Consider the following 19,355-nt stretch of genomic DNA (forward strand, 5'->3'; position numbering starts at 1 on the left):
CGTGGTGGATTGGTGCCGCGTTCATCCAATCCACATCCGGCGCGGCGGCGAAGTACCGGTGTGGAGATCACGGGAGAACGCATCGCCGTCATCGGCAGCGGGGTGGCCGGGCTGACGGCGGCATATCTGCTGCAACGCAAGTACGAGGTTCTGCTCTTCGAGGCCGACGACCGCCTGGGCGGGCACGCGCACACCCACGACGTGCCCAGCGCCCACGGCGGCACCATCGGCGTGGACTCCGGCTTCATCGTCCACAACGAGCGCACGTACCCGACGCTGCTGAAGCTGTTCGGCGAGCTCGGGGTGCGCACCCGCGACACCGAGATGTCGATGAGCATCCGCTGCGACGGCTGCGGCCTGCAGTACGCCGGCGCGAAGGGGCTGCCCGGGCTGTTCGCCCAGCGCGGCAACGTCCTCCGCCCGCGCTACGTGCGCATGCTCGCCGAGGTGAAGCGGTTCCACCGGCACGCGAAGCGGTTGCTGGAGGCGAAGGACGCCGGTGACGTGACGCTCGGCGCGTTCCTCGCCATCGGCGGCTACACGCGCTACTTCATCGACCACTTCATGCTGCCGCTGGTCTCGACCGTCTGGTCCGCCGACCGCAGCGACACGCTGCGGTACCCGGCGCGCTACCTGTTCGAGTTCCTGCGCAACCACGGGATGCTGAGCGTCAAGAACTCGCCGTCCTGGCGGACCGTCGTCGGCGGTTCCCGCGAATACGTCGAACGCGCGGCGAAGCAGCTCACCGCGGTGCACCTGTCGACGCCGGTGCGGTCGGTGCTGCGGACCGCGGGCGGCGGCGTCGAAATCCGCGACGACGCCGACACGCGGCACCGCGTCGACCGGGTCGTCATCGCCACGCACGCCGACCAGGCGCTGGCGTTGCTGGCCAACCCGACCGACGCCGAACGCGACGTGCTCGGCGCGTTCCGGTACTCGGAGAACGAGGCCTGGCTGCACACCGACACCAGCGTGCTGCCGTCGCTGGCCGACGCCCGCGCGGGCTGGAACTACCGCGCCCCGGAGTGCGGCGCCCCGACCGGCGCGGTCCAGGTCAGCTACGACATGAACCGCCTGATGCGGCTGGACGAGCCGACCGGGTACGTCGTCACGCTGAACCCCGGCGACGGTCCCGGCCAGGACTCCCTCGTCGCGAAGATGCGCTACGAGCACCCGGTCTACACCCCGGAAGCCGTTGCGGCACAACGACGTCTGCCCGAGCTGAACGACGGCGTGCTCGCCTACGCCGGCGCCTACCACGGCTGGGGCTTCCACGAGGACGGCTGCTCCTCGGGCGCCCGTGCCGCGGACAGCCTGGGGGTCACCTGGTGACGACCGCGCTCTACGACGCCACCGTCGCGCACGTGCGGCGGATCGACCCGCCGCACGCCTTCGCGCACCGCGTGTACCTGTGGCTGGTCGATCTCGACACGCCGCCGCGGCTGCCGTGGTGGGCGCGCCCGTTCGCCGGCTTCGACCGCCGCGACCACTTCGTCGCGAGCGACGAGCGGGGGATCCGGGAGAAGCTCGACGCGTGGCTCGGCGAGCGCGGGGTCGACCTGCGCGGCGGCAAGGTCGTGATGCTGGCCGCCGCGCGCGTGCTCGGGTACGTGTTCAACCCGATCAGCGTCTACTGGTGCCACGGCCCGGACGGGCGGCTCGAGTGCGTCGTCGCCGAGGTGCACAACACCTACGGCGGCCGCCACGCCTACCTGCTGCGCCCGGACGAGGCCGGGCTCGCCCGCGCGGCCAAGGAGTTCTACGTCTCGCCGTTCCAGGAGATGGACGGCGAGTACCGGATGCGCCTGCCCCACCCGGAAGCGTTGCTCGACCTCACGGTGGCGTTGCGCCGCGGGACCACCACACCCCTGGTCGCTACGCTTCGGGGAGTTCGCCGCCCGGCGAGCCCGCGGTGGCTGGCCCGGCTGGTACTGGCCCGGCCCCTGCTGCCGCAGCGGGTGTCCGCGCTGATCCGCCGCCACGGCGTCGTGCTGTGGCTGCGCAAGGCGCCGGTCATCCCGCGCACCCCGCAGAACGCCGGAGGACAGCTGCATGGATGACGCGGCCCGCCAGCGCCACATGGCTCCCGTCCCCGCGGACGACGTCCCGGCGGGACCCACCGCCGAAGAGCTGATGGTGCGCGTCGCCAAGGGTGACGAGCGGGCGTTCGAGCTGCTCTACGACCAGTTCTCCGGGCCGATCTTCGGGCTCGTCCGCCGGATCGTGCGCGACTCCGCGCAGTCCGAGGAGGTGGCGCAGGAGGTGCTCGTCGAGCTCTGGCGCACCGCGACGCGCTACTCGCCCGAGAAGGGCTCCGCGCTGAACTGGGCGATGACGCTGGCGCACCGCCGCGCCGTCGACCGGGTCCGCTCGGCGCGCGCCAGCACCGAGCGCGAGCAGAAGGCGACCTTCGAAGCCGCCCGCGGCCGCCCGTTCGACGAGGTCGCCGAATCCGTCACCGCGCGCCTGGAACGCTCCCAGGTCCGCCGGTGCCTGTCCTTCCTGACCGACCTGCAGCGCGAGTCCGTGCTGCTGGCCTACTACCAGGGCTACACCTATCGCGAGGTGGCCGAGGTGCTCTCGACGCCGCAAGGAACCATCAAGACGCGGCTGCGGGACGGCTTGATCCGCCTGCGTGACTGTTTGGGGGTGACCGCGTGAGCACACCGGAGATGCACACGCTGGCGGGGGCGTTCGCCCTCGACGCGGTGTCCGACATCGAGCGCGCGGAGTTCTCCCGCCACCTCGAGCAGTGCGACTCGTGCGCGCAGGAGGTCGCCGAGCTGCGCGCGACCGCGGCGCGGCTGGGCGCGGCGATGGCCGAAGAGCCGCCGCCGGAGTTCAAGGACCGCGTCATGACGGCCATGCACGCCACGCGGCAGCTGCCGCCGCGCACGCGGCCCGGCTCGCCCGAGCGGCACCGCCGGTCCGGGCGCGCCCCGCGCTGGGCGGTGCTCACGGCGGCCGCGGCGGCCGTCGTCGGCCTCGCCGCGGGCGGGGTGTTCGGCGGGATCGCGCTGACGCAGCAGCAGGAGCTGCAAAGCGCGCAGACGCAGCTCGACCAGGCCCGGGCGCGGTACGCGCCGGTGGCGGCGCTGCTGTCGGCACCGGACGCGAAGACCGGCCACGGCGAAGCGCCGACCGGCGGCGGAGTGACGGTCGTGCTGTCCCGGTCCCAGAACCGCCTGATGGTGATGGACGCCGGCCTGCCGTCGCAGCCGGGCGGCAAGGTCTACCAGGCCTGGCTGCTCACCGGCACCGAAGCGCCGCGCTCGGCCGGGGTGATCGCGGCCGACAGCGGGCTGGTCGTGGCGGACGGCGTGGGCAGCGCCGACAAGGTCGCGGTGAGCGTCGAGCAGGCCGGTGGATCGCCCAGCGGGGCGCCCACGGACGTCCTCATGAGCATGCCCGCGCCCGCCTGATCCGGGTCGTTTCGCGAGCCATAGCAGACCGGGTGCGGGGGCCGCTTCCGGCTCCTCGCTCTTGCGCGCACGAACGTGTTGTGGCAAAACACCTTTGCGACACACGGCGTGCCTACTGGATTAGAGCCTGCCTGGTGCCTACCGTCCTGCCTAACGTCGGCGGTTGACATAACTCTCAATCTGGGGTTTAGGTTGAGAGTTGATCACCGGCCGGCGGGCTGTACGGGCACAACGATCAGGAAGGCGGACTTCGATGACGCCCCCGCACAACTACCTTGCGGTGATCAAGGTGGTCGGCATCGGCGGTGGCGGCGTGAACGCCGTGAACCGCATGATCGAGGTCGGCCTCAAGGGTGTCGAGTTCATCGCGGTGAACACCGACGCCCAGGCACTGCTCATGTCCGACGCCGACGTCAAGCTGGACATCGGCCGCGAGCTGACCCGTGGCCTCGGCGCGGGCGCCGCCCCCGAGGTCGGCCAGAAGGCCGCCGAAGACCACCGTGAAGAGATCGAAGAGGTCATCAAGGGCGCCGACATGGTGTTCGTGACGGCCGGCGAAGGCGGCGGCACCGGCACCGGTGGCGCCCCGGTCGTGGCCCAGATCGCCCGCAAGCTGGGCGCGCTGACCATCGGCGTCGTGACGCGCCCGTTCACGTTCGAGGGCAAGCGCCGCGGCAAGCAGGCCGAAGACGGCATACAGTCCCTGCGCAACGAGTGCGACACCCTCATCGTGATCCCGAACGACCGGCTGCTGCAGCTCGGCGACATCGGCGTCTCGCTGATGGACGCGTTCCGCTCCGCGGACGAGGTGCTGCTGTCCGGTGTCCAGGGCATCACCGACCTGATCACCACGCCGGGCCTGATCAACCTCGACTTCGCCGACGTGAAGAGCGTGATGTCCGGCGCGGGTTCCGCGCTGATGGGCATCGGCTCGGCGCGCGGTGAGGGCCGGGCCATCCAGGCGGCGGAGAAGGCGATCAACTCGCCGCTGCTGGAGGCGTCGATGGACGGGGCGCACGGCGCGCTGCTGTCCATCGCGGGCGGGTCCGACCTGGGCCTGTTCGAGATCAACGAGGCCGCGTCGCTGGTGCAGGAGTCCGCCCACCCGGACGCCAACATCATCTTCGGCACGATCATCGACGACTCGCTCGGCGACGAGGTGCGCGTCACGGTGATCGCGGCCGGCTTCGACGCCGGCGCGCCGACCCACAAGAAGCTCGACCCGTCGACGTTCGGCTCCGGCTCGCGCCAGGGCTCGGGCACGGCGTCGGCTTCGGCCGGGCAGGTTTCGAACCAGCAGGGGCCGCCGTCGGGGGCCACCCCGGTGCCGTCCGCCTCGGGTTCGGGCTACCCGGTCGCGCCGCCGCGGTCGCACACGCCGCTGCCGTCGGCGTCCGGCCAGAACACCGGCGGGCTCCCGCAGCCTGGCGGCGGTTCGCGCGGTTACTCGCCGATGGGCTCCAACGCGACCCAGGGCAGCCTGCCCGGGCGCGCCATGCCGGTGCACGACGACCCGTCGGACGACGAGGTCGACGTGCCCCCGTTCATGCGGCGCTGACACACGTTTGGTCCGTGAAGGCCACTTTGAGGGACCTAGAGTCCCTCAAAGTGGCCTTCACGGCTTTTGGGAGGATGGGCGCATGCGGGTTCGGCGAGTGGTGACGACCAGGGCGGGCGGCGCGTCCCGGCCGCCGTACGACACCTTCAACCTGGGCGACCACGTCGGCGACGACGAGGGTGACGTCTACGCGAACCGCAAGCGGCTCGCGGCCGAGCTGGGGCTGGCCGAGGACAAGCTGGCCTGGATGGAACAGGTCCACGGCCGCACGGCGACCACTGTGGACGGCTCGGAGACCCGGGCCGCCGAGGCGACCGACGCGCTGGTCACCGCGACGCCGGGGGTCGCGCTGGTCGTGCTCGTCGCCGACTGCGTCCCGATCCTGCTCGCCGACGCCGAGGCCGGGGTGGTCTCGGCGGTGCACGCGGGCCGCGTCGGCACCCGGGTCGGCGTCGTCCCGGCCGCGGTGGCGGCGATGACGGAGGCGGGCGCCGAGCCGTCCCGGATCGAGGCGCTGCTGGGCCCGGCGATCTGCGGCGACTGCTACGAGGTCCCGGCTGCGATGGCCGCCGACGTCGAGAAGCACGTCCCCGGCACGGCCTGCAAGACCCGCAAGGGCACCCCCGGCCTCGACCTGCGCGCCGGGTTGTGGCGGCAGCTGGCCGAGCTGGGCGTCGGCAAGATCGGCGTCGACCCGCGGTGCACGAACGAGGACAAGACGCTCTTCAGCTACCGGCGCGACGGGACGACCGGGCGGATCGCCGGCATCACCTGGATCGAGGCATGACCGACCGCAGGGCCGAGCTGGCCGCGAACCTGGCCGAGGTGGAGGAGCGGATCGCCGCCGCGTGCCGCGCCGCCGGCCGCGCTCGCGAAGAGGTCCAGCTGATCGCCGTCACCAAGACCTTCCCGGCGTCGGACGCCGCCCTGCTCGCCGACCTCGGCGTGACCCACGTCGGCGAGAACCGCGACCAGGAGGCCGGGCCGAAGGCGGCGGAGGTCGCCGGACTGCGTCCCGGGGCCGCGCTGCGGTGGCACATGGTCGGCCGGCTGCAGCGGAACAAGGCACGGTCCGTGGTCGAGTGGGCCGGCGAAGTGCAGTCGCTCGACTCGGCCCGGCTCGCCGACGCCCTCGCGAAGGCCGTGCACACCGTGCGTTACACCGGTAAACGTGACGAACCGCTCGACGTCCTCATCCAGGTGAGCCTCGACGACGATCCCGGGCGCGGCGGCTGCCCGCTCGGCGAGCTGGCCGCGCTCGTCGATCATGTAACTCACACGGGTGAACTGCGGCTTCGTGGCCTGATGGCCGTCGCGCCGCTCGGCGGCGACCCGGCGGCCGCCTTCGAACGCCTCGCCTCGGCGGGGGAGAAGCTCCGGAAAGATCACCCGAATGCCGCAGCCGTGTCCGCCGGGATGAGCCATGATCTCGAGCAGGCGATCACGCACGGCTCGACGTGTGTGCGTGTCGGAACCGCGCTGCTCGGCGGGCGCGGTTTAGCCTCGCCGTAGGGAGCTCGTGCGGTCGTCACGTTTAGTGGTCGTCCGTACGGGGCACTGACGGCGTGGAGAATCGTTGGTGCGGGAGCGGCTAGGGCTAGGGAGAGGCATGAGCGCGCTGCAGAAGCTGAAGGCCTACTTCGGGATGGTGCCCGCTGACGACGAAGGTTACGACGTCGAAGACGACTATCGGCGCGGATACGCGGACGACGACTACGACTCCTACGAGGAGCCGGCCCCTCGGTCGCGTTCACGGTACCGCGACGTCGAGGACACGTACGACGAGCCCGTCAGCCGCAGCCGTTCACGCTCCGTGGCCGGGTCGGAACCCGCGGTCCACGGCGCGCTGGCCATGGACCGGCAGCCGGAACCCGTGGCCCGCCTCCGGCCGGTCACCGAGCCGGTCGTGCGCCAGCCGGTGCGTGACCCGTTGAGCCGGATCACCACGCTGCACCCGACCAGTTACGCGGAGGCGCGTGCCATCGGGGAGCACTACCGCGAGGGCATCCCGGTGATCATGAACCTCACCGAGATGGAGAACGCGGACGCCAAGCGGCTCGTCGACTTCGCCGCCGGGCTCGCTTTCGCGCTGCGCGGGTCGATGGACAAGGTCACCAACAAGGTGTTCCTTCTCTCACCGCCCGATGTGGACGTGACCGCCGAAGACCGTCGGCGGATTGCCGAGGGCGGATTGTTTCTGCGCGGCTGAAGTCGCGTGGACCGCTGAGCGCAAGCAAACGTGATTTTGTCGACCCGATGCCGCGTCGACCCCCTCAACTGCGTCTGAAGAACGGACGCCCGGTTAGAGTAGGTACGTGGAAGCTGTGTGGCTGGTCGTCTGGTACGTGCTGTTCGCATTCTGGTTGTTGCTGACGGCGCGCATCGTGGTCGAACTCGTCCGCACCTTCGCACGGGAGTGGCACCCGGCCGGAGGGGTTGCGGTGACGCTCGAGACCATCTACACAGTGACGGACCCGCCGGTTCGCCTGTTCAGGCGAATCATCCCGATGGTGCGGATCGGCGGCGTCGGACTGGACTTATCGATTATGGTGCTGCTGTTGGTTGTGTTCTTCGCGATGCAACTGGCGACTCCAAGTTGATCGGGGAGACTTGGGTGGACCCTGCAGGCCATGGAGTGCGTGAGGTGATCTGATGTCGTTGACCCCCGCTGACGTGCATAACGTCGCGTTCAGCAAGCCGCCCATCGGCAAGAGGGGCTACAACGAGGACGAGGTGGACGCGTTCCTCGACCTGGTGGAGACCGAGCTGGCCCGCTTGATCGAGGACAACAACGAGCTGCGCCAGCAGATGGAGCAGCTCGACGCCGAGCTCGAATCGACTCGTAGCGAGCTCGACAGCGCGAAGTCCGCGCAACCCCCGATGCGTGAAGAGCCGTCCCGGCGTCTCGCGCCGGTGCCGCCGCCGGCGTCCGCGATGGAGCAGACCCAGGCCCACTCGATGGTGGGCGACAGCGGCGAGCCCAACGTGCAGGCGGCCAAGGTCCTCGGGCTCGCCCAGGAGATGGCCGACCGGCTGACCGCCGAGGCGAAGACCGAGTCCGACGGGATGCTGGCCGAGGCCCGCACCAAGTCCGAGCAGCTGCTCTCGGACGCCCGGGCGAAGTCCGACTCGATGGTGAACGAGGCGCGCACGCGCGTCGACACGATGCTGAACGACGCGCGGACCCGTGCGGAGACGTTGGAGCGCCAGGCGCGCGACAAGGCCACCACGCTGGAACGCGAGTCGCAGCGCAAGTACACCGAGACGATGAACAGCCTGAACTCCGAGAAGGGCGGGCTGGGCAAGAAGATCGAAGAGCTGCGCACGATCGAGCGGGAGTACCGCACGAGGTTGCGCGGGTTCCTCGAGTCCCAGCTGCGCGAACTCGACGATCGCGGCTCCGCCGCACCGGCCTCGGCCTCCTCGAACTCCGGGCAGTCGTCCGGATCGTCGAGCGGCGGCCAGGGCTACTCGTTCGGCCCCCGGGCCGAAGCGGGCTGAGTTTCTCCGGGCACACCCCGTCGGCGTCGCGCTTCCTGCGGCGCCGACGGGGTTCTGCCACGTTTCGGAGTCGATCCGGTACCGCACGTGGGCGGGTCGTAGACCGAACCGGGCCCGTTCATGCTGTAATTCAGCGTGCTTTACATCGTGCTGGTACTGGTACTGGCGGCTCTGGGGTTGCTCGTCTCCGCGCTGATCACGGCTTCGTCGCTGTGGGCGTGGGTTTCCATCGGCCTCTCGGTGCTCGCCGGGGTGATCCTGGTCGTCGACTGGCTGCGCCGTCGGCGCCGTTCAGCGACGCCCGCCGCCGAGCCTCGTGAGGTTCCTTCGGAGGACCCTGTCTCGGAGGAGTCTTCGTCGGAGCCGAGCCTGTTCACCGAGCCCGAGAAGCCGGCCGAAGAGGACCAGACGGTCCTGATCCCGGCCGCCGGTGAGCTGGGTGATCCGGCCGACACGCCCGAACCCGACCTCACCGCCGAGTCACCCGAGCCCGATGAGGCTCCCGCGGCTGCCGCGTCGTCGGCTGCCCCTGAAGAAGAACCCGCGGCGGCCGACGAAGCCGAACCCGGTGAAGAATCGACGTCGGACTCCGACATCGCGTTGCTGGCCGACCTGGACGACGAGGTGGTCGTCGTCGACGAGCACCCCCGCTACCACCTCCGCGTCTGCTCCTGGGTCGGCGCCCGCGACACGATCCCCATCGGCATCGGCGAAGCCCGCCAGCTCGGCTTCACCCCCTGCTCCCGCTGCGGCCCGGACGCGACCCTGGTGGCCGCGCACCGCTAGGTCAGAACTTCGGCGGCGGAAGACGCCGACGACCCCTTACTCCGCCAGCTCCGCCAGCAACCCCTCGACCTCCGCGCGCTGCCGTTCCGCGTCCTCCGGCAGACCCGCCGCCGCAGTCGTCAGGATCTCCCGCGCCTCCGCGAACTTCCCGAGGTCGCGCAGCAGACGTCCACAAAGGACGTCCGCCGCCAAGGCCGGCAGCTCCGCGCCGAAGGCTCGCAGCTCCGTCGACGCCGCCGAAGCGCGTGGGTACGCCTCCTCCGGGCGGTCCAGGTTGGCCAGCAGGCGGGCGCCGTCGTAGGAGGTCAGGGCTCGCTCCCAGGCCAGGTCCGGGTCGTCGCTCGCCGCCGCGGTTTCCGCTGCTGTCAACGCTTCCAGCGCCTTGCCGCTGTTGTCGGCCCAGAGCCAGGACAGCACCGCGCGGCGCAGCGTGCGGAGTTCGGACGTGGTCAGCCCGGCCGCCTGGTAGTACTCCGCCGCCTGGGTGTAGCCGGCCGCTGCTTCGGCGTCGCGGTCCAGCTCGTCGAGGACGTCCGCCCGGGTCTCCGTCGCTTCGCCCGCCGCGGCCGGGTCTTCCGCGCCGGTGAAGTACTCGGCCACCGTGCCGAACACCGTCACCGCCTGCTCCGGCCGGCCCAGCTCCCGGTACGCCCGGCCCAGCAGGAACCGGCCCTGTGCCAGCGCGTGCTCGGCGCCCGCCCGCTCCAGCACCGGCTCCGCGTCCTCGACGGCTTCCGCCGCCTCTTCCGGCCGGCCGAGGTCCAGGTACGCCATGGCGAGGTCGACCCGCACCACGGCCGCGTCGACCGGCAGGACGGCCGCCGTGAGGTCCGCGACCGCCGACCGGAACGCCGTGACCGCGTCCTCCGGGCGGCCCAGCCGTCCGGCCAGGTTGCCGCGGAACCGGCTGGCCTGCGCCCGCACGAGCAGGTCCGTGCCCGCGTCGATCCCGGTGGTGGCCGCGAACGCGGCCTCGAGGTCGCCCGTGCCGTGCCGGAACCGCGCGCCCAGCAGGCGGACGCGCGCCGCGCGTTCCGGCGACCCGGCTTCGGTGTAGTGCGCCACGGACTCGCCGGCGAGGTCGATCGCCGCCGGCAGGTCACCCTGGTTGGCGAGCACCACCGCCCGGCGCTCGAGCCACAACGCCACCAGCGCGGGCGAGCCGCTCGCGCGGACGGGCCCTTCGGCGCGGTCGAGGACCTCGCGCGTGGCCTCGAGGTCCTCCCGGGTGAAGTGCGCGGTCGCCAGCCGCAGCAGGGCGAAGCCGTGCGCCTCGGCGTCACCCAGCTCCGCCAGCCGGCTCGCGGACGCTTCGAGTGCGCTCCCGGCGGTCTCGTCGCCGGCCCGGGCGAGCACCAGGAGCCGGATGCCGCGCGCCGACTCGGCCAGCACGGCGTTGCCCGCCTCCTCGGCCGCCTCGGCGGCCCGCCCGAGATCGCGCTCGGCGGTTTCGGGGTCGTCGTGGTCCGCGGCCGCCATCAGCCGCTTCGCCAGCAGCTCACCCGTGGGCTCCGGGCACAGCGCGTCGAACTCGGCCCAGATCGCCTCGGCCGGCCGGCCCAGCAGGAACTCCCGCCCGGCCAGCTCCGCGAGTTCCGCGGCCGTAGCCGGTAACTCGGGCGTCGAAACGGGGACGGGGACCGGGGCGGGCGCCACCGATCCGGACAGCGGCAGGTGCTCGACGAGCGGCTCGGCGGCCAGCAGGGCGCGGACCCGGTCGCCCTGCGCGGACGTGCCGTTGCGCGTGTCGAACCGGGCGACGAGCGCCAGCGCGCGGCCGGTCAGCTTGTCCCGCAACGCAGCGACGGTCGTGCCGCGCACCGGCGCGTCACCGTGCCCGGCCTCGGCCACCAGCCGCAGGTTCAGCGCCGCCACGGCGGCGAACTCCAGCTCCGCGTACGGCGTCGGGGCGTCGTCCAGCCAGGGGAGGTGACGCTCGACGAGGTCCAGCCCGCGCGCGTGGTTGCCGGTCAGCGCGCAGAACTCGACGTGGCTCGCGACCTCCCGCAGCTGCGCCCGGTCGTGCCGGATCGCGCGGTAGGCCTGCCGGTGCGCCCGCGCCGCGTCGTCCAACCGTCCGATGTGGACGTACGGGAGCAGCAGCGACGTCAGGATGTCCTGCGGCTGCTCGACACAGGTGAACTCCCCGCCCAGCACCGGCTCGGCCACCTCGACGGCTTCGGCGTAACGCCCCATCGCGGTGAGGTGCCGGACCTTCGCCGTCGGCTCGCAGCCGACGCAGTCGGACATCTCGCCGCGGGGCGAGGCGGCCCAGAGCCGGTACTGCTCGGCGGCGGTCTCCCGGTCACCGACGTGCCGCGCGAGCGTGGCGCGGTACTGGTGCACCGGGTTCATCGAGTACCCGGCCAGCCGGTACCGGCGCTCCATGTCGTCCAGCACGGCGTGGGTCCGCTCGAGCGGCATCTCCGGGAAGCGGGTCATCGACCCGACCATGAACTTGAAGTACCAGTACAGGTTGCTGTCCCAGTGCGGGTCCGCCTCGCCGTGGTCGTGCACGGCCAGACACCAGGCGAACGGCACGAACGCCTTCGCCGGCTCCCCGCCCTGCTGGTACGCGCTGGTGACGAAGATCCTCGCGGCGTACCGGAGTGCGGGCGAGCCGTGGGCGTCGGCGTCGCGCACCACGGTTTCCACGGCGGCGATCTGGGCTCGCCCGCGGGGCAGCTGCTGGGCGGCCCACAGCCGGTCCCACAGCGCCTGCTCGTCGGCGTTCGGCGCGCCCGGCGTGCTCATCGGGGCTCCTCCCCGGGCACGGCCTGCTCCAGCAGCCCGAGGAACGACCGGTTCAGCAGCGCCGCGTCCGCCGGGCGGATCGGGTGCCTGCCGAACAGCAGCGCCTGGCCGTACAGCGACTCGACGGCCAGCCCGCGCAGCGTGTCGTCGTCGAGCCGGGAAATCCGGCGCACCAACGGGTTCCGGTGGTTCAGCACCAGCTGCGGGCGGTCGTCGGCGGGCTTCTCGAACGCCGAGAGCACGCCGGCCCACAGCTCGTCGACCTGCTCCTTGGTGGCCCGCAGCTCGCCGGCGAACGCGGCCGCGCGGTCCAGCAGGTAAAGCACCGGCAGGTTCGCCGGCTCGAACTCGCGCAGCACGACCTCGCAGCCGAGCCGGTCGAGGTCCCGCTGCGCGGCGGTGACGAACGGCCGGGTGGCCAGCGCCGTCGCGCTGTCCAGCTCGCTGAACGCCGTGGTGAGGTCGCTCGGGTCGAGCCGGGTCACCGCGAGGTCCGGCTCGAGGGACCGCATCCGCTCGGCCAGCTCGCTGTCGTAGGTGTACCCGCCGTTGATCACGGCGATGTCCTGCGCGGCGGCGACGCCGGCCAGCTGCTGGTACTCGTCGGTCGTGGCGCAGTAGCGCAGCACGCCGTAGCGGCCGCGGAACTCGGCCATGGTCATCCGGCCGACGTTCGTCTCCACCGGCCACCACTGGTCCACCAGCCGCAGCATCTCGTCGTCGTGCAGGGCGAGCGCCTTGACGCCGAGGTGGTGGATCCCGAGGAAGCGGTTCAGCCGCTCGGGCGCGGTCCGGGCCAGCCCGACGAGCCAGCCGCGCAGCTGGTCGCCGAGGGCTTCGCGCGTGGCCTCCAGCTCGCCGTCGTCGTAGAGCGCCTCCCGGCTCGCCGTGGGGCGCAGCTCACCCGCGTCGACGACGCAGCGCGCGAAGAACGCCCAGTCCGGCAGCAGCCCCGGTGCGCTCTCGGCCAGCAGCATCCGCTTGAGGTAGACGCGGTGGCCGCCGTGCTCGGCCGGGCTGGCCGGGAACGGCAGCACGTAGGCGACGCCGGTCAGCCCGGCGGCGGGCACGTCGAGCTCGACTACGTCGAACGGCGTGAAGCCGAGGGTGTCCTGGGCGTAGCCGACCAGATCGGCCTGCCGCTGCCCGGGAGTGCGGCCGTCCCGCGCCCACGGCGGGCCGCCGCCGCTGATCGCGCGGCCGTCGACGGTGACCTCGAACGGCAGCATCGAGCCGTAGAGCGCGGCGAGGTCGGCGACCGTCTCGGGCACGAACCACGGCTCGGCGCCGGGGCGCGCGGTGAGCGTGACCGTGGTGCCCGGAGTGTCCCGTTCGCCGGGGCCGATCGCGTAGGTGCCGTCGGAGCGGCCGGTCCACCCGACGGCCGGGCCGCCGCCCGCCGCGCGGGTCACGACGCGGACCTCGTCGGCGACCAGGAACGCCGAGAGCAGCCCGATGCCGAACTGGCCGAGGAACTCGTGGCGCTGGAAGCCGAGCTCGTCCCGCTTGGAGCTGCGGCCGATCGTCGCGAGCAGCTCGTGCACCTGGGTTTCGGTGAGCCCGATCCCGCTGTCGGCGATGTCCAGGACGCCGTCGCCGACGACGACGGTGATCGCCGCCGGGCAGGCGGGGTCCTGCGCCCGCCGCGCGGTGACCGCGTCGACGGCGTTCTGCAGCAGCTCCCGCACGTACACGCGCGGGCTCGAATACAGGTGCCTGCTGAGCAGATCGACGACCCCGCGAAGATCCACCTGGAAAGTACGGCTCACCGTGAATGTTCCCCCATGTTTTCGGCCGCGGACCGGGAATGCGGCACGGGGTCATGCTATCGGTGACGGGCTCGCGCGGGCGTCCCCATTTCCCGTCGTGCCCCTCGTGACAACCCGGTTGCACCGGGCGGTTAACCTGGTATCAGCACAGCGTCGATCCGGCCATCACCGGGGAGCTTCCGGAAGAACCGAGCCTCACCGCTCGCAGTAGAACCGGACGGGTGCGGCCCGTGACAGCCGTCGAACGAGCGGCCCGGCAGGCACAGCGCCGGGCAAGCGGGGTGGTACCGCGGAACGCCGCAAGGCGTCTCGTCCCCGTGTGGGTGACCGGGAGCCGGTCGTCCGTACGAGCGCGACGAACCGAGGAGCACCCGGATGTACCCCCAGGCCAAGCTCGACGACAGCGCGGGTGTGCCGTCGCAGCCGTCCTTCCCGGAGCTGGAGACCCAGGTCCTCGCCTACTGGGAGAGCGACCGGACGTTCCAGGCGAGCATCGACGCGCGTCCCGCGGGCGAGCACGGCGACAACGAGTACGTCTTCTACGACGGCCCGCCGTTCGCCAACGGCCTGCCGCACTACGGCCACCTGCTCACCGGGTACGTCAAGGACCTGGTGCCGCGGTACCAGACGATGAAGGGCCGCAAGGTCGAGCGCCGCTTCGGCTGGGACACCCACGGCCTGCCCGCCGAGCTCGAGGCGATGCGCCAGCTCGGCATCACCGAGACGTCCGAGATCGAAGAGATGGGCATCGCGAAGTTCAACGAGGCTTCGCGCGAGTCCGTGCTGCGCTACACCGACGAGTGGCGCGAGTACGTCACCCGCCAGGCGCGCTGGGTCGACTTCGACAACGACTACAAGACCCTCGACGTCTCCTACATGGAGTCGGTGCTGTGGGCGTTCAAGCGGTTGTGGGACAAGGGACTCGTCTACGAGGGCTACCGCGTCCTGCCGTACTGCTGGCGGGACGCGACGCCGCTGTCCAACCACGAGCTGGGCATGGACGCCGACGTCTACCGCAACCGCCAGGACCCGGCCGTCACCGTCGGGTTCCGCATGGAGGGCAACGACAACGAGCTGGACGGCACCTACCTGCTGATCTGGACGACCACGCCGTGGACGCTGCCGTCGAACCTCGCCACCGCGGTGCACTCCGAGGTGGACTACGTCGTCGTCGAAAGCGAGAACTTCCCCGGCAAGCGGTTCCTGCTCGCCGAAGCGCGGGTCGCCGCGTACGCGCGTGAACTCGGTGAAGAGCCGACTGTCGTCGCGCACTACACCGGCGCGCAGCTGCTCGGGAACCGTTACGCACCCCCGTTCCCGTACTTCACCGGCACCGAGAACGCGCACCGCGTGCTGTCGGCCGACTACGTCACCACCGACGACGGCACCGGCGTCGTGCACATCGCGCCCGCCTACGGTGAAGAGGACAAGGCCGTCACCGACGCCGCCGGGATCCCGCCGGTCACGCCGGTCGACGCGCACGGCAAGTTCGACGCGACCGTGCCCGACTACGAGGGCCAGCAGGTCTTCGACGCCAACCCGAACATCGTCCGCGACCTGAAGAACGGCACGGGTTCGGCCGGGCAGCAGGGTTCCGTGCTGCTGCGGCACGAGACCTACGACCACTCCTACCCGCACTGCTGGCGCTGCCGGAACCCGCTGATCTACCGCGCGGTGTCGTCGTGGTTCGTCGCGGTGACGCAGTTCAAGGACCGGATGGTCGAGCTGAACCAGCAGATCACCTGGTACCCGGAGAACGTCAAGGACGGCCAGTTCGGCAAGTGGCTGGAGAACGCGCGCGACTGGTCGGTCTCGCGCAACCGTTACTGGGGCACGCCGATCCCGGTGTGGCAGTCGGACGACCCGGAGTACCCGCGCACCGACGTGTACGGCTCGCTCGACGAGCTGGAGGCCGACTTCGGCGTGCGGCTGGACAACCTGCACCGGCCCTACATCGACGAGCTGACCCGGCCGAACCCGGACGACCCGACCGGGAACTCGACCATGCGCCGCGTCCCGGACGTCCTGGACGTCTGGTTCGACTCGGGCTCGATGCCGTACGCCCAGGTGCACTACCCGTTCGAGAACGCCGACTGGTTCGAGCACCACTACCCGAGCGACTTCATCGTCGAGTACATCGGCCAGACCCGCGGCTGGTTCTACCTGCTGCACGTGCTCGCGACGGCGCTGTTCGACCGGCCGGCGTTCCGCACCTGCGTCTCGCACGGCATCGTGCTGGGCTCGGACGGGCAGAAGATGTCCAAGTCGCTGCGCAACTACCCGGACGTCAACGAGGTCTTCGACCGCGACGGCTCCGACGCCATGCGCTGGTACCTGATGGCGAGCCCGATCCTGCGCGGCGGCAACCTGGTCGTCACCGACAAGGGCATCCGCGACGCCGTCCGCCAGGCCGTGCTGCCGCTGTGGAACTCGTACTACTTCCTGGCGCTGTACGCGAACGCCGAGGGCGTGGAAGGCCGGTGGCGCACGGATTCGGCGAACGTGCTCGACCGGTACGTGCTGGCGAAGACGCACGAGCTGGTCACCGACGTCGAGTCCGCGATGGACCACTACGACGTCGCGGGCGCCTGCCAGACCGTCCGTGACTTCCTCGAAGTCCTGACGAACTGGTACGTCCGCCGCTCGCGCGACCGCTTCTGGGCGGGTGACCGGGACGCCATCGACACGCTGCACACGGTGCTGGAGGTGACGTCGCGGGTCGCGGCGCCGCTGCTGCCGCTGACCACCGAGGTGGTCTGGCGCGGGCTCACCGGCGGCCGTTCGGTGCACCTGACCGACTGGCCGAACTCCCTCGACCTGCCCGCGGACGCGGCGCTGGTGACGGCGATGGACCGGGTCCGGCAGGTGGCGTCGTCGGCGCTGTCGCTGCGCAAGGCGAACAAGCTGCGCGTGCGGCTGCCGCTGCCGTCGCTGGTCGTCGCGGCCGGCGACGCCGAGCTGCTCGGCGACTTCGCGGACATCCTGCGTGACGAGGTGAACGTCAAGGCGGTCGAGCTGACCACCGACGTCGCCGCGCACGGCGGGTTCGAGGTCGCGGTGAACGCGCGCGCCGCCGGGCCGCGGCTGGGCAAGGACGTCCAGACCGTGATCAAGGCCGTCAAGGCGGGGGACTGGTCACTCCAGGACGGCAAGGTGGTCGCGGCCAATATCACACTGCAGGAGGGCGAGTTCGACCGCCGGCTGGTCGCCAAGGGCGGCGGCGCGGCGGCCGAGCTGCCCGGCGGCTCCGGCCTGGTCCTGATCGACACCGAGGTGACGCCGGAGCTGGCCGCCGAAGGCCTGGTCCGCGACCTCATCCGGGTCGTGCAGCAGGCCCGGCGCGACGCGGACCTCGACGTCGCCGACCGGATCGTGCTGACCATCGACGCCCCGGCCGACGTGGTCGAAGCGGCGACGCGGCACGAGGAGTTCCTGGCCTCGGAGACGCTGGCGACGTCGGTGACCCACGCGGCGCTGGCCGACGGGTTCGCCGGCACGGTCGGTGACGGTACGAAGGTGACTGTCTCGGTCGCCAAGGCCTGACCCCGCGTACCGGCCCGGAACCGATCACGAATCGGTTTCGGGCCGGTCGTTTTTTCACCCGAAAGGGCCGGGAATCGGCAAGCTGGGCCCTTGTGCGCGCGGGAGGCGCGCACCGGGGAGGGGTACGCGAGAAATGAGTCCTGGCAGAAAACGCGGCATTCTCATCGGCGGCGCGCTGGCGGTGGTCGCGGTCGTGGTGGCGGCGTTCTTCCTCCTGAACAGCGGGAGCGCGCCCGAGGCGGCCGCGGGCTCGGGGGAGACGGCCGTCGAAAGCCCCGGCGCGCTCGACCCGAACTCGGCGATCACCGAGTACCTGCAGGACTTCGCCGAGAACAACCCGGACGCCGCGGCCCGGCTCACCGACGACAACGCGGCGGCCGCCGTGGCGCTGCGGGACGCGCGCAACACGCTCCAGCCGTCGTCGCTGACCGCGAAGCTGACCGTGCTGCAGCCGACCCCGGCCGGCGCGAAGCAGACCAGCGGGACCTACCACGTGTCCTGGACGCTGAAGGAGCACCAGGTCTGGGCCTACGACGCGCCGTTCACGCTGGCCCAGACCGGCGGCAAGTGGCTGGTGCACTGGGCGCCGACGCTGCTGCACCCGAAGCTCGAAGCGGGCCAGCGGCTGGTGATCAGCACCGCCGTCGAGGACACCACCGCCGTCGCCGACCGTGACGGCAAACCGCTCCTGATCAGCGGCGCCGGCGGCCTGCACCCGGCCGACGGCGACCCGGCCCCGCTGCTGCGGTCCGCACTGACCGGCCAGGTCACGGCCGCGGCGGGCAGCGGGTTCGCGGTCGTCCGCACCGACACCAGCGGGAAGAACCTGGAGACGCTGTTCGGGAAGGCGTCGGAGGAGGGCGCGAAGCCGCTGACGTCGAGCCTGAGCCTGGGCGCGCAGAAGTCCGCGCAGGCCGCGGTGGACGGCTACTCGGGGTCCGCGATGCTCGTCGCGCTCGACACCGGCTCGGGCGACATCCTGGCCGTCGCGCAGAACGCGGCCGCCGGCACTTCGCCGAAGGCCCTGAACGGGCTGTACGAGCCGGGGTCGTCGTTCAAGATCGCGACGTCGGTCGCGGCGATCCAGCAGAGCGGCCTCAACGCCGGCTCGCCGGTCGACTGCCCCGGCGTCGCGACGATCGGCACGCGCACGGTCAAGAACGAGGGCTTCGAGCTGGGCGCGACCAACCTGCAGACGGCGTTCGCGCGCTCCTGCAACACCACGTTCGGGCAGCTCTCGCTGAACCTGCCCGCGGACGGGCTGGTCAAGGCGGCGAACGAGCTGGGCCTCAACGCCGACTACGAGATCCCCGGCATCAACACCGAGCTGGGCAAGGTCGAGCCGGCGGCGAGCAAGGACGAGCAGGTCGAGGACGGTTTCGGCCAGGGCCGCATCCAGGCCAGCGCGCTCGGCGGCGCGATGATGGCCGCGACGGTCGCCTCCGGCAAGGCGATCACGCCGAGGCTGTGGCACGACCTCGACACGGTCGTCGTCAAGGGGTACTCGCCGCCGCCCGCGTCCGTGCTCGGCGAGGTGCGGAAGATGATGCGCGCGGTCGTCACCAGCGGCACCGGCAAGGCGGCGGCGGGCGCCGGGAGCGTGTTCGGCAAGACCGGCACCGCCCAGTTCGGCGACGGCCAGCAGGCCACCGGCTGGTTCGTCGGCTACCGCGGGAGCGTCGCCTTCGCCGTCGTCCTGGAGAACTCGAACGACTCGGGGCCGGCCGTGCAGCTGGCCGCGAAGTTCCTCAAGGGCGTCTGACCCCGTCCCCGACCGGACGACACGCGTACCTGGACGGACGACTCGCGTACCTGGACGGAAGACACGGCCCGGGCCCGCCGGTCGGCGGCGTGTCGTCCGCCGGGGTACGCGTGTCGTCCGCTGGAGTACGCGTGTCGTCCGGCCGCGTCCGCGTGGGCGGGGGGGGGGGGGGGGCCCCCCCCCCCCCCGGGGGGGCCGGGGGGGGGGGGGGGCGCAAGCCCGGGGGGGGGGGGGCGCGGGGGGGGGCCGCCCCCCCCCCC

Annotated in this window: 15 protein-coding genes; 13 read left to right on the forward strand and 2 right to left on the reverse strand. The window is 71.8% G+C overall.

Annotation, left to right across the window (positions count from 1 at the left end):
- The first annotated feature begins 60 nt into the window (after positions 1 to 60).
- From ACIOD2_RS35055 to ACIOD2_RS35105, 11 genes are all read left to right on the forward strand, one after another.
- The gene (locus tag ACIOD2_RS35055; protein WP_400548035.1) at positions 61 to 1,332 is read left to right on the forward strand and encodes an NAD(P)/FAD-dependent oxidoreductase; all 1,272 of its coding nucleotides are present in this window, start codon (positions 61 to 63) and stop codon (positions 1,330 to 1,332) included.
- A complete protein-coding gene (locus ACIOD2_RS35060; protein WP_400548913.1) occupies positions 1,326 to 2,060 on the forward strand; it encodes a DUF1365 domain-containing protein in 735 nt (244 codons plus the stop codon). Before ACIOD2_RS35055 ends, ACIOD2_RS35060 begins: the two co-directional genes overlap by 7 nt.
- Entirely contained in the window at positions 2,053 to 2,661 is a 609-nt protein-coding gene (gene sigK, locus ACIOD2_RS35065; protein WP_400548038.1) for an ECF RNA polymerase sigma factor SigK, read from the forward strand. The genes ACIOD2_RS35060 and sigK overlap by 8 nt, the downstream gene beginning before the upstream one ends.
- Positions 2,662 to 2,672: 11 nt before the next feature.
- Entirely contained in the window at positions 2,673 to 3,422 is a 750-nt protein-coding gene (locus ACIOD2_RS35070; protein WP_400548916.1) for an anti-sigma factor domain-containing protein, read from the forward strand.
- Positions 3,423 to 3,675: 253 nt separating this feature from the next.
- A complete protein-coding gene (ftsZ, locus tag ACIOD2_RS35075; RefSeq protein ID WP_328451717.1) occupies positions 3,676 to 4,980 on the forward strand; it encodes a cell division protein FtsZ in 1,305 nt (434 codons plus the stop codon).
- Between the two features lie 82 nt (positions 4,981 to 5,062).
- Positions 5,063 to 5,767, forward strand: coding sequence for a peptidoglycan editing factor PgeF (gene pgeF / locus ACIOD2_RS35080; protein WP_400548042.1), 705 nt, complete (start codon positions 5,063 to 5,065; stop codon positions 5,765 to 5,767).
- The gene (locus ACIOD2_RS35085; protein ID WP_400548045.1) at positions 5,764 to 6,492 is read left to right on the forward strand and encodes a YggS family pyridoxal phosphate-dependent enzyme; all 729 of its coding nucleotides are present in this window, start codon (positions 5,764 to 5,766) and stop codon (positions 6,490 to 6,492) included. The genes pgeF and ACIOD2_RS35085 overlap by 4 nt, the downstream gene beginning before the upstream one ends.
- Positions 6,493 to 6,589: 97 nt before the next feature.
- Positions 6,590 to 7,189, forward strand: a complete 600-nt coding sequence (locus ACIOD2_RS35090; protein WP_392762434.1) for a cell division protein SepF — start codon at positions 6,590 to 6,592, stop codon at positions 7,187 to 7,189.
- A gap of 115 nt (positions 7,190 to 7,304) precedes the next feature.
- On the forward strand, positions 7,305 to 7,580 hold the full coding sequence (locus ACIOD2_RS35095) for a YggT family protein (protein ID WP_013224824.1): 276 nt from the start codon (positions 7,305 to 7,307) through the stop codon (positions 7,578 to 7,580).
- A 52-nt stretch (positions 7,581 to 7,632) separates the two neighbouring features.
- Positions 7,633 to 8,481 carry a DivIVA domain-containing protein gene (locus ACIOD2_RS35100; RefSeq protein WP_400548048.1) on the forward strand — a complete coding sequence of 283 codons (849 nt, stop codon included), beginning with the start codon at positions 7,633 to 7,635 and terminating at the stop codon, positions 8,479 to 8,481.
- 135 nt (positions 8,482 to 8,616) lie between these two features.
- Positions 8,617 to 9,267: a hypothetical protein gene (locus tag ACIOD2_RS35105; protein WP_400548051.1), complete on the forward strand. Its 651-nt coding sequence runs from the start codon at positions 8,617 to 8,619 to the stop codon at positions 9,265 to 9,267.
- Between the two features lie 36 nt (positions 9,268 to 9,303).
- Here the strand turns inward: ACIOD2_RS35105 and ACIOD2_RS35110 are convergent, their stop codons facing one another.
- Together ACIOD2_RS35110 and ACIOD2_RS35115 are read right to left on the reverse strand one after the other, a co-directional pair.
- Positions 9,304 to 12,021, reverse strand: coding sequence for a tetratricopeptide repeat protein (locus tag ACIOD2_RS35110; RefSeq protein ID WP_400548053.1), 2,718 nt, complete (start codon positions 12,019 to 12,021; stop codon positions 9,304 to 9,306).
- Complete coding sequence (locus tag ACIOD2_RS35115) at positions 12,018 to 13,790, reverse strand: HSP90 family protein (RefSeq protein WP_400548056.1); 1,773 nt, start codon at positions 13,788 to 13,790, stop codon at positions 12,018 to 12,020. Before ACIOD2_RS35115 ends, ACIOD2_RS35110 begins: the two co-directional genes overlap by 4 nt.
- A 375-nt stretch (positions 13,791 to 14,165) precedes the next feature.
- Here ACIOD2_RS35115 and ileS point away from each other — a divergent pair, with 375 nt between their 5' ends.
- Both ileS and ACIOD2_RS35125 read left to right on the forward strand, forming a co-directional pair.
- Entirely contained in the window at positions 14,166 to 17,333 is a 3,168-nt protein-coding gene (gene ileS / locus ACIOD2_RS35120) for an isoleucine--tRNA ligase (RefSeq protein WP_400548059.1), read from the forward strand.
- 133 nt (positions 17,334 to 17,466) lie between these two features.
- A complete protein-coding gene (locus ACIOD2_RS35125) occupies positions 17,467 to 19,095 on the forward strand; it encodes a penicillin-binding transpeptidase domain-containing protein (protein ID WP_400548061.1) in 1,629 nt (542 codons plus the stop codon).
- Positions 19,096 to 19,355 lie beyond the last annotated feature (260 nt).

The sequence above is a fragment of the Amycolatopsis sp. NPDC088138 genome (genome assembly GCF_044741685.1).
In the GTDB taxonomy this organism is placed as follows: domain Bacteria; phylum Actinomycetota; class Actinomycetes; order Mycobacteriales; family Pseudonocardiaceae; genus Amycolatopsis.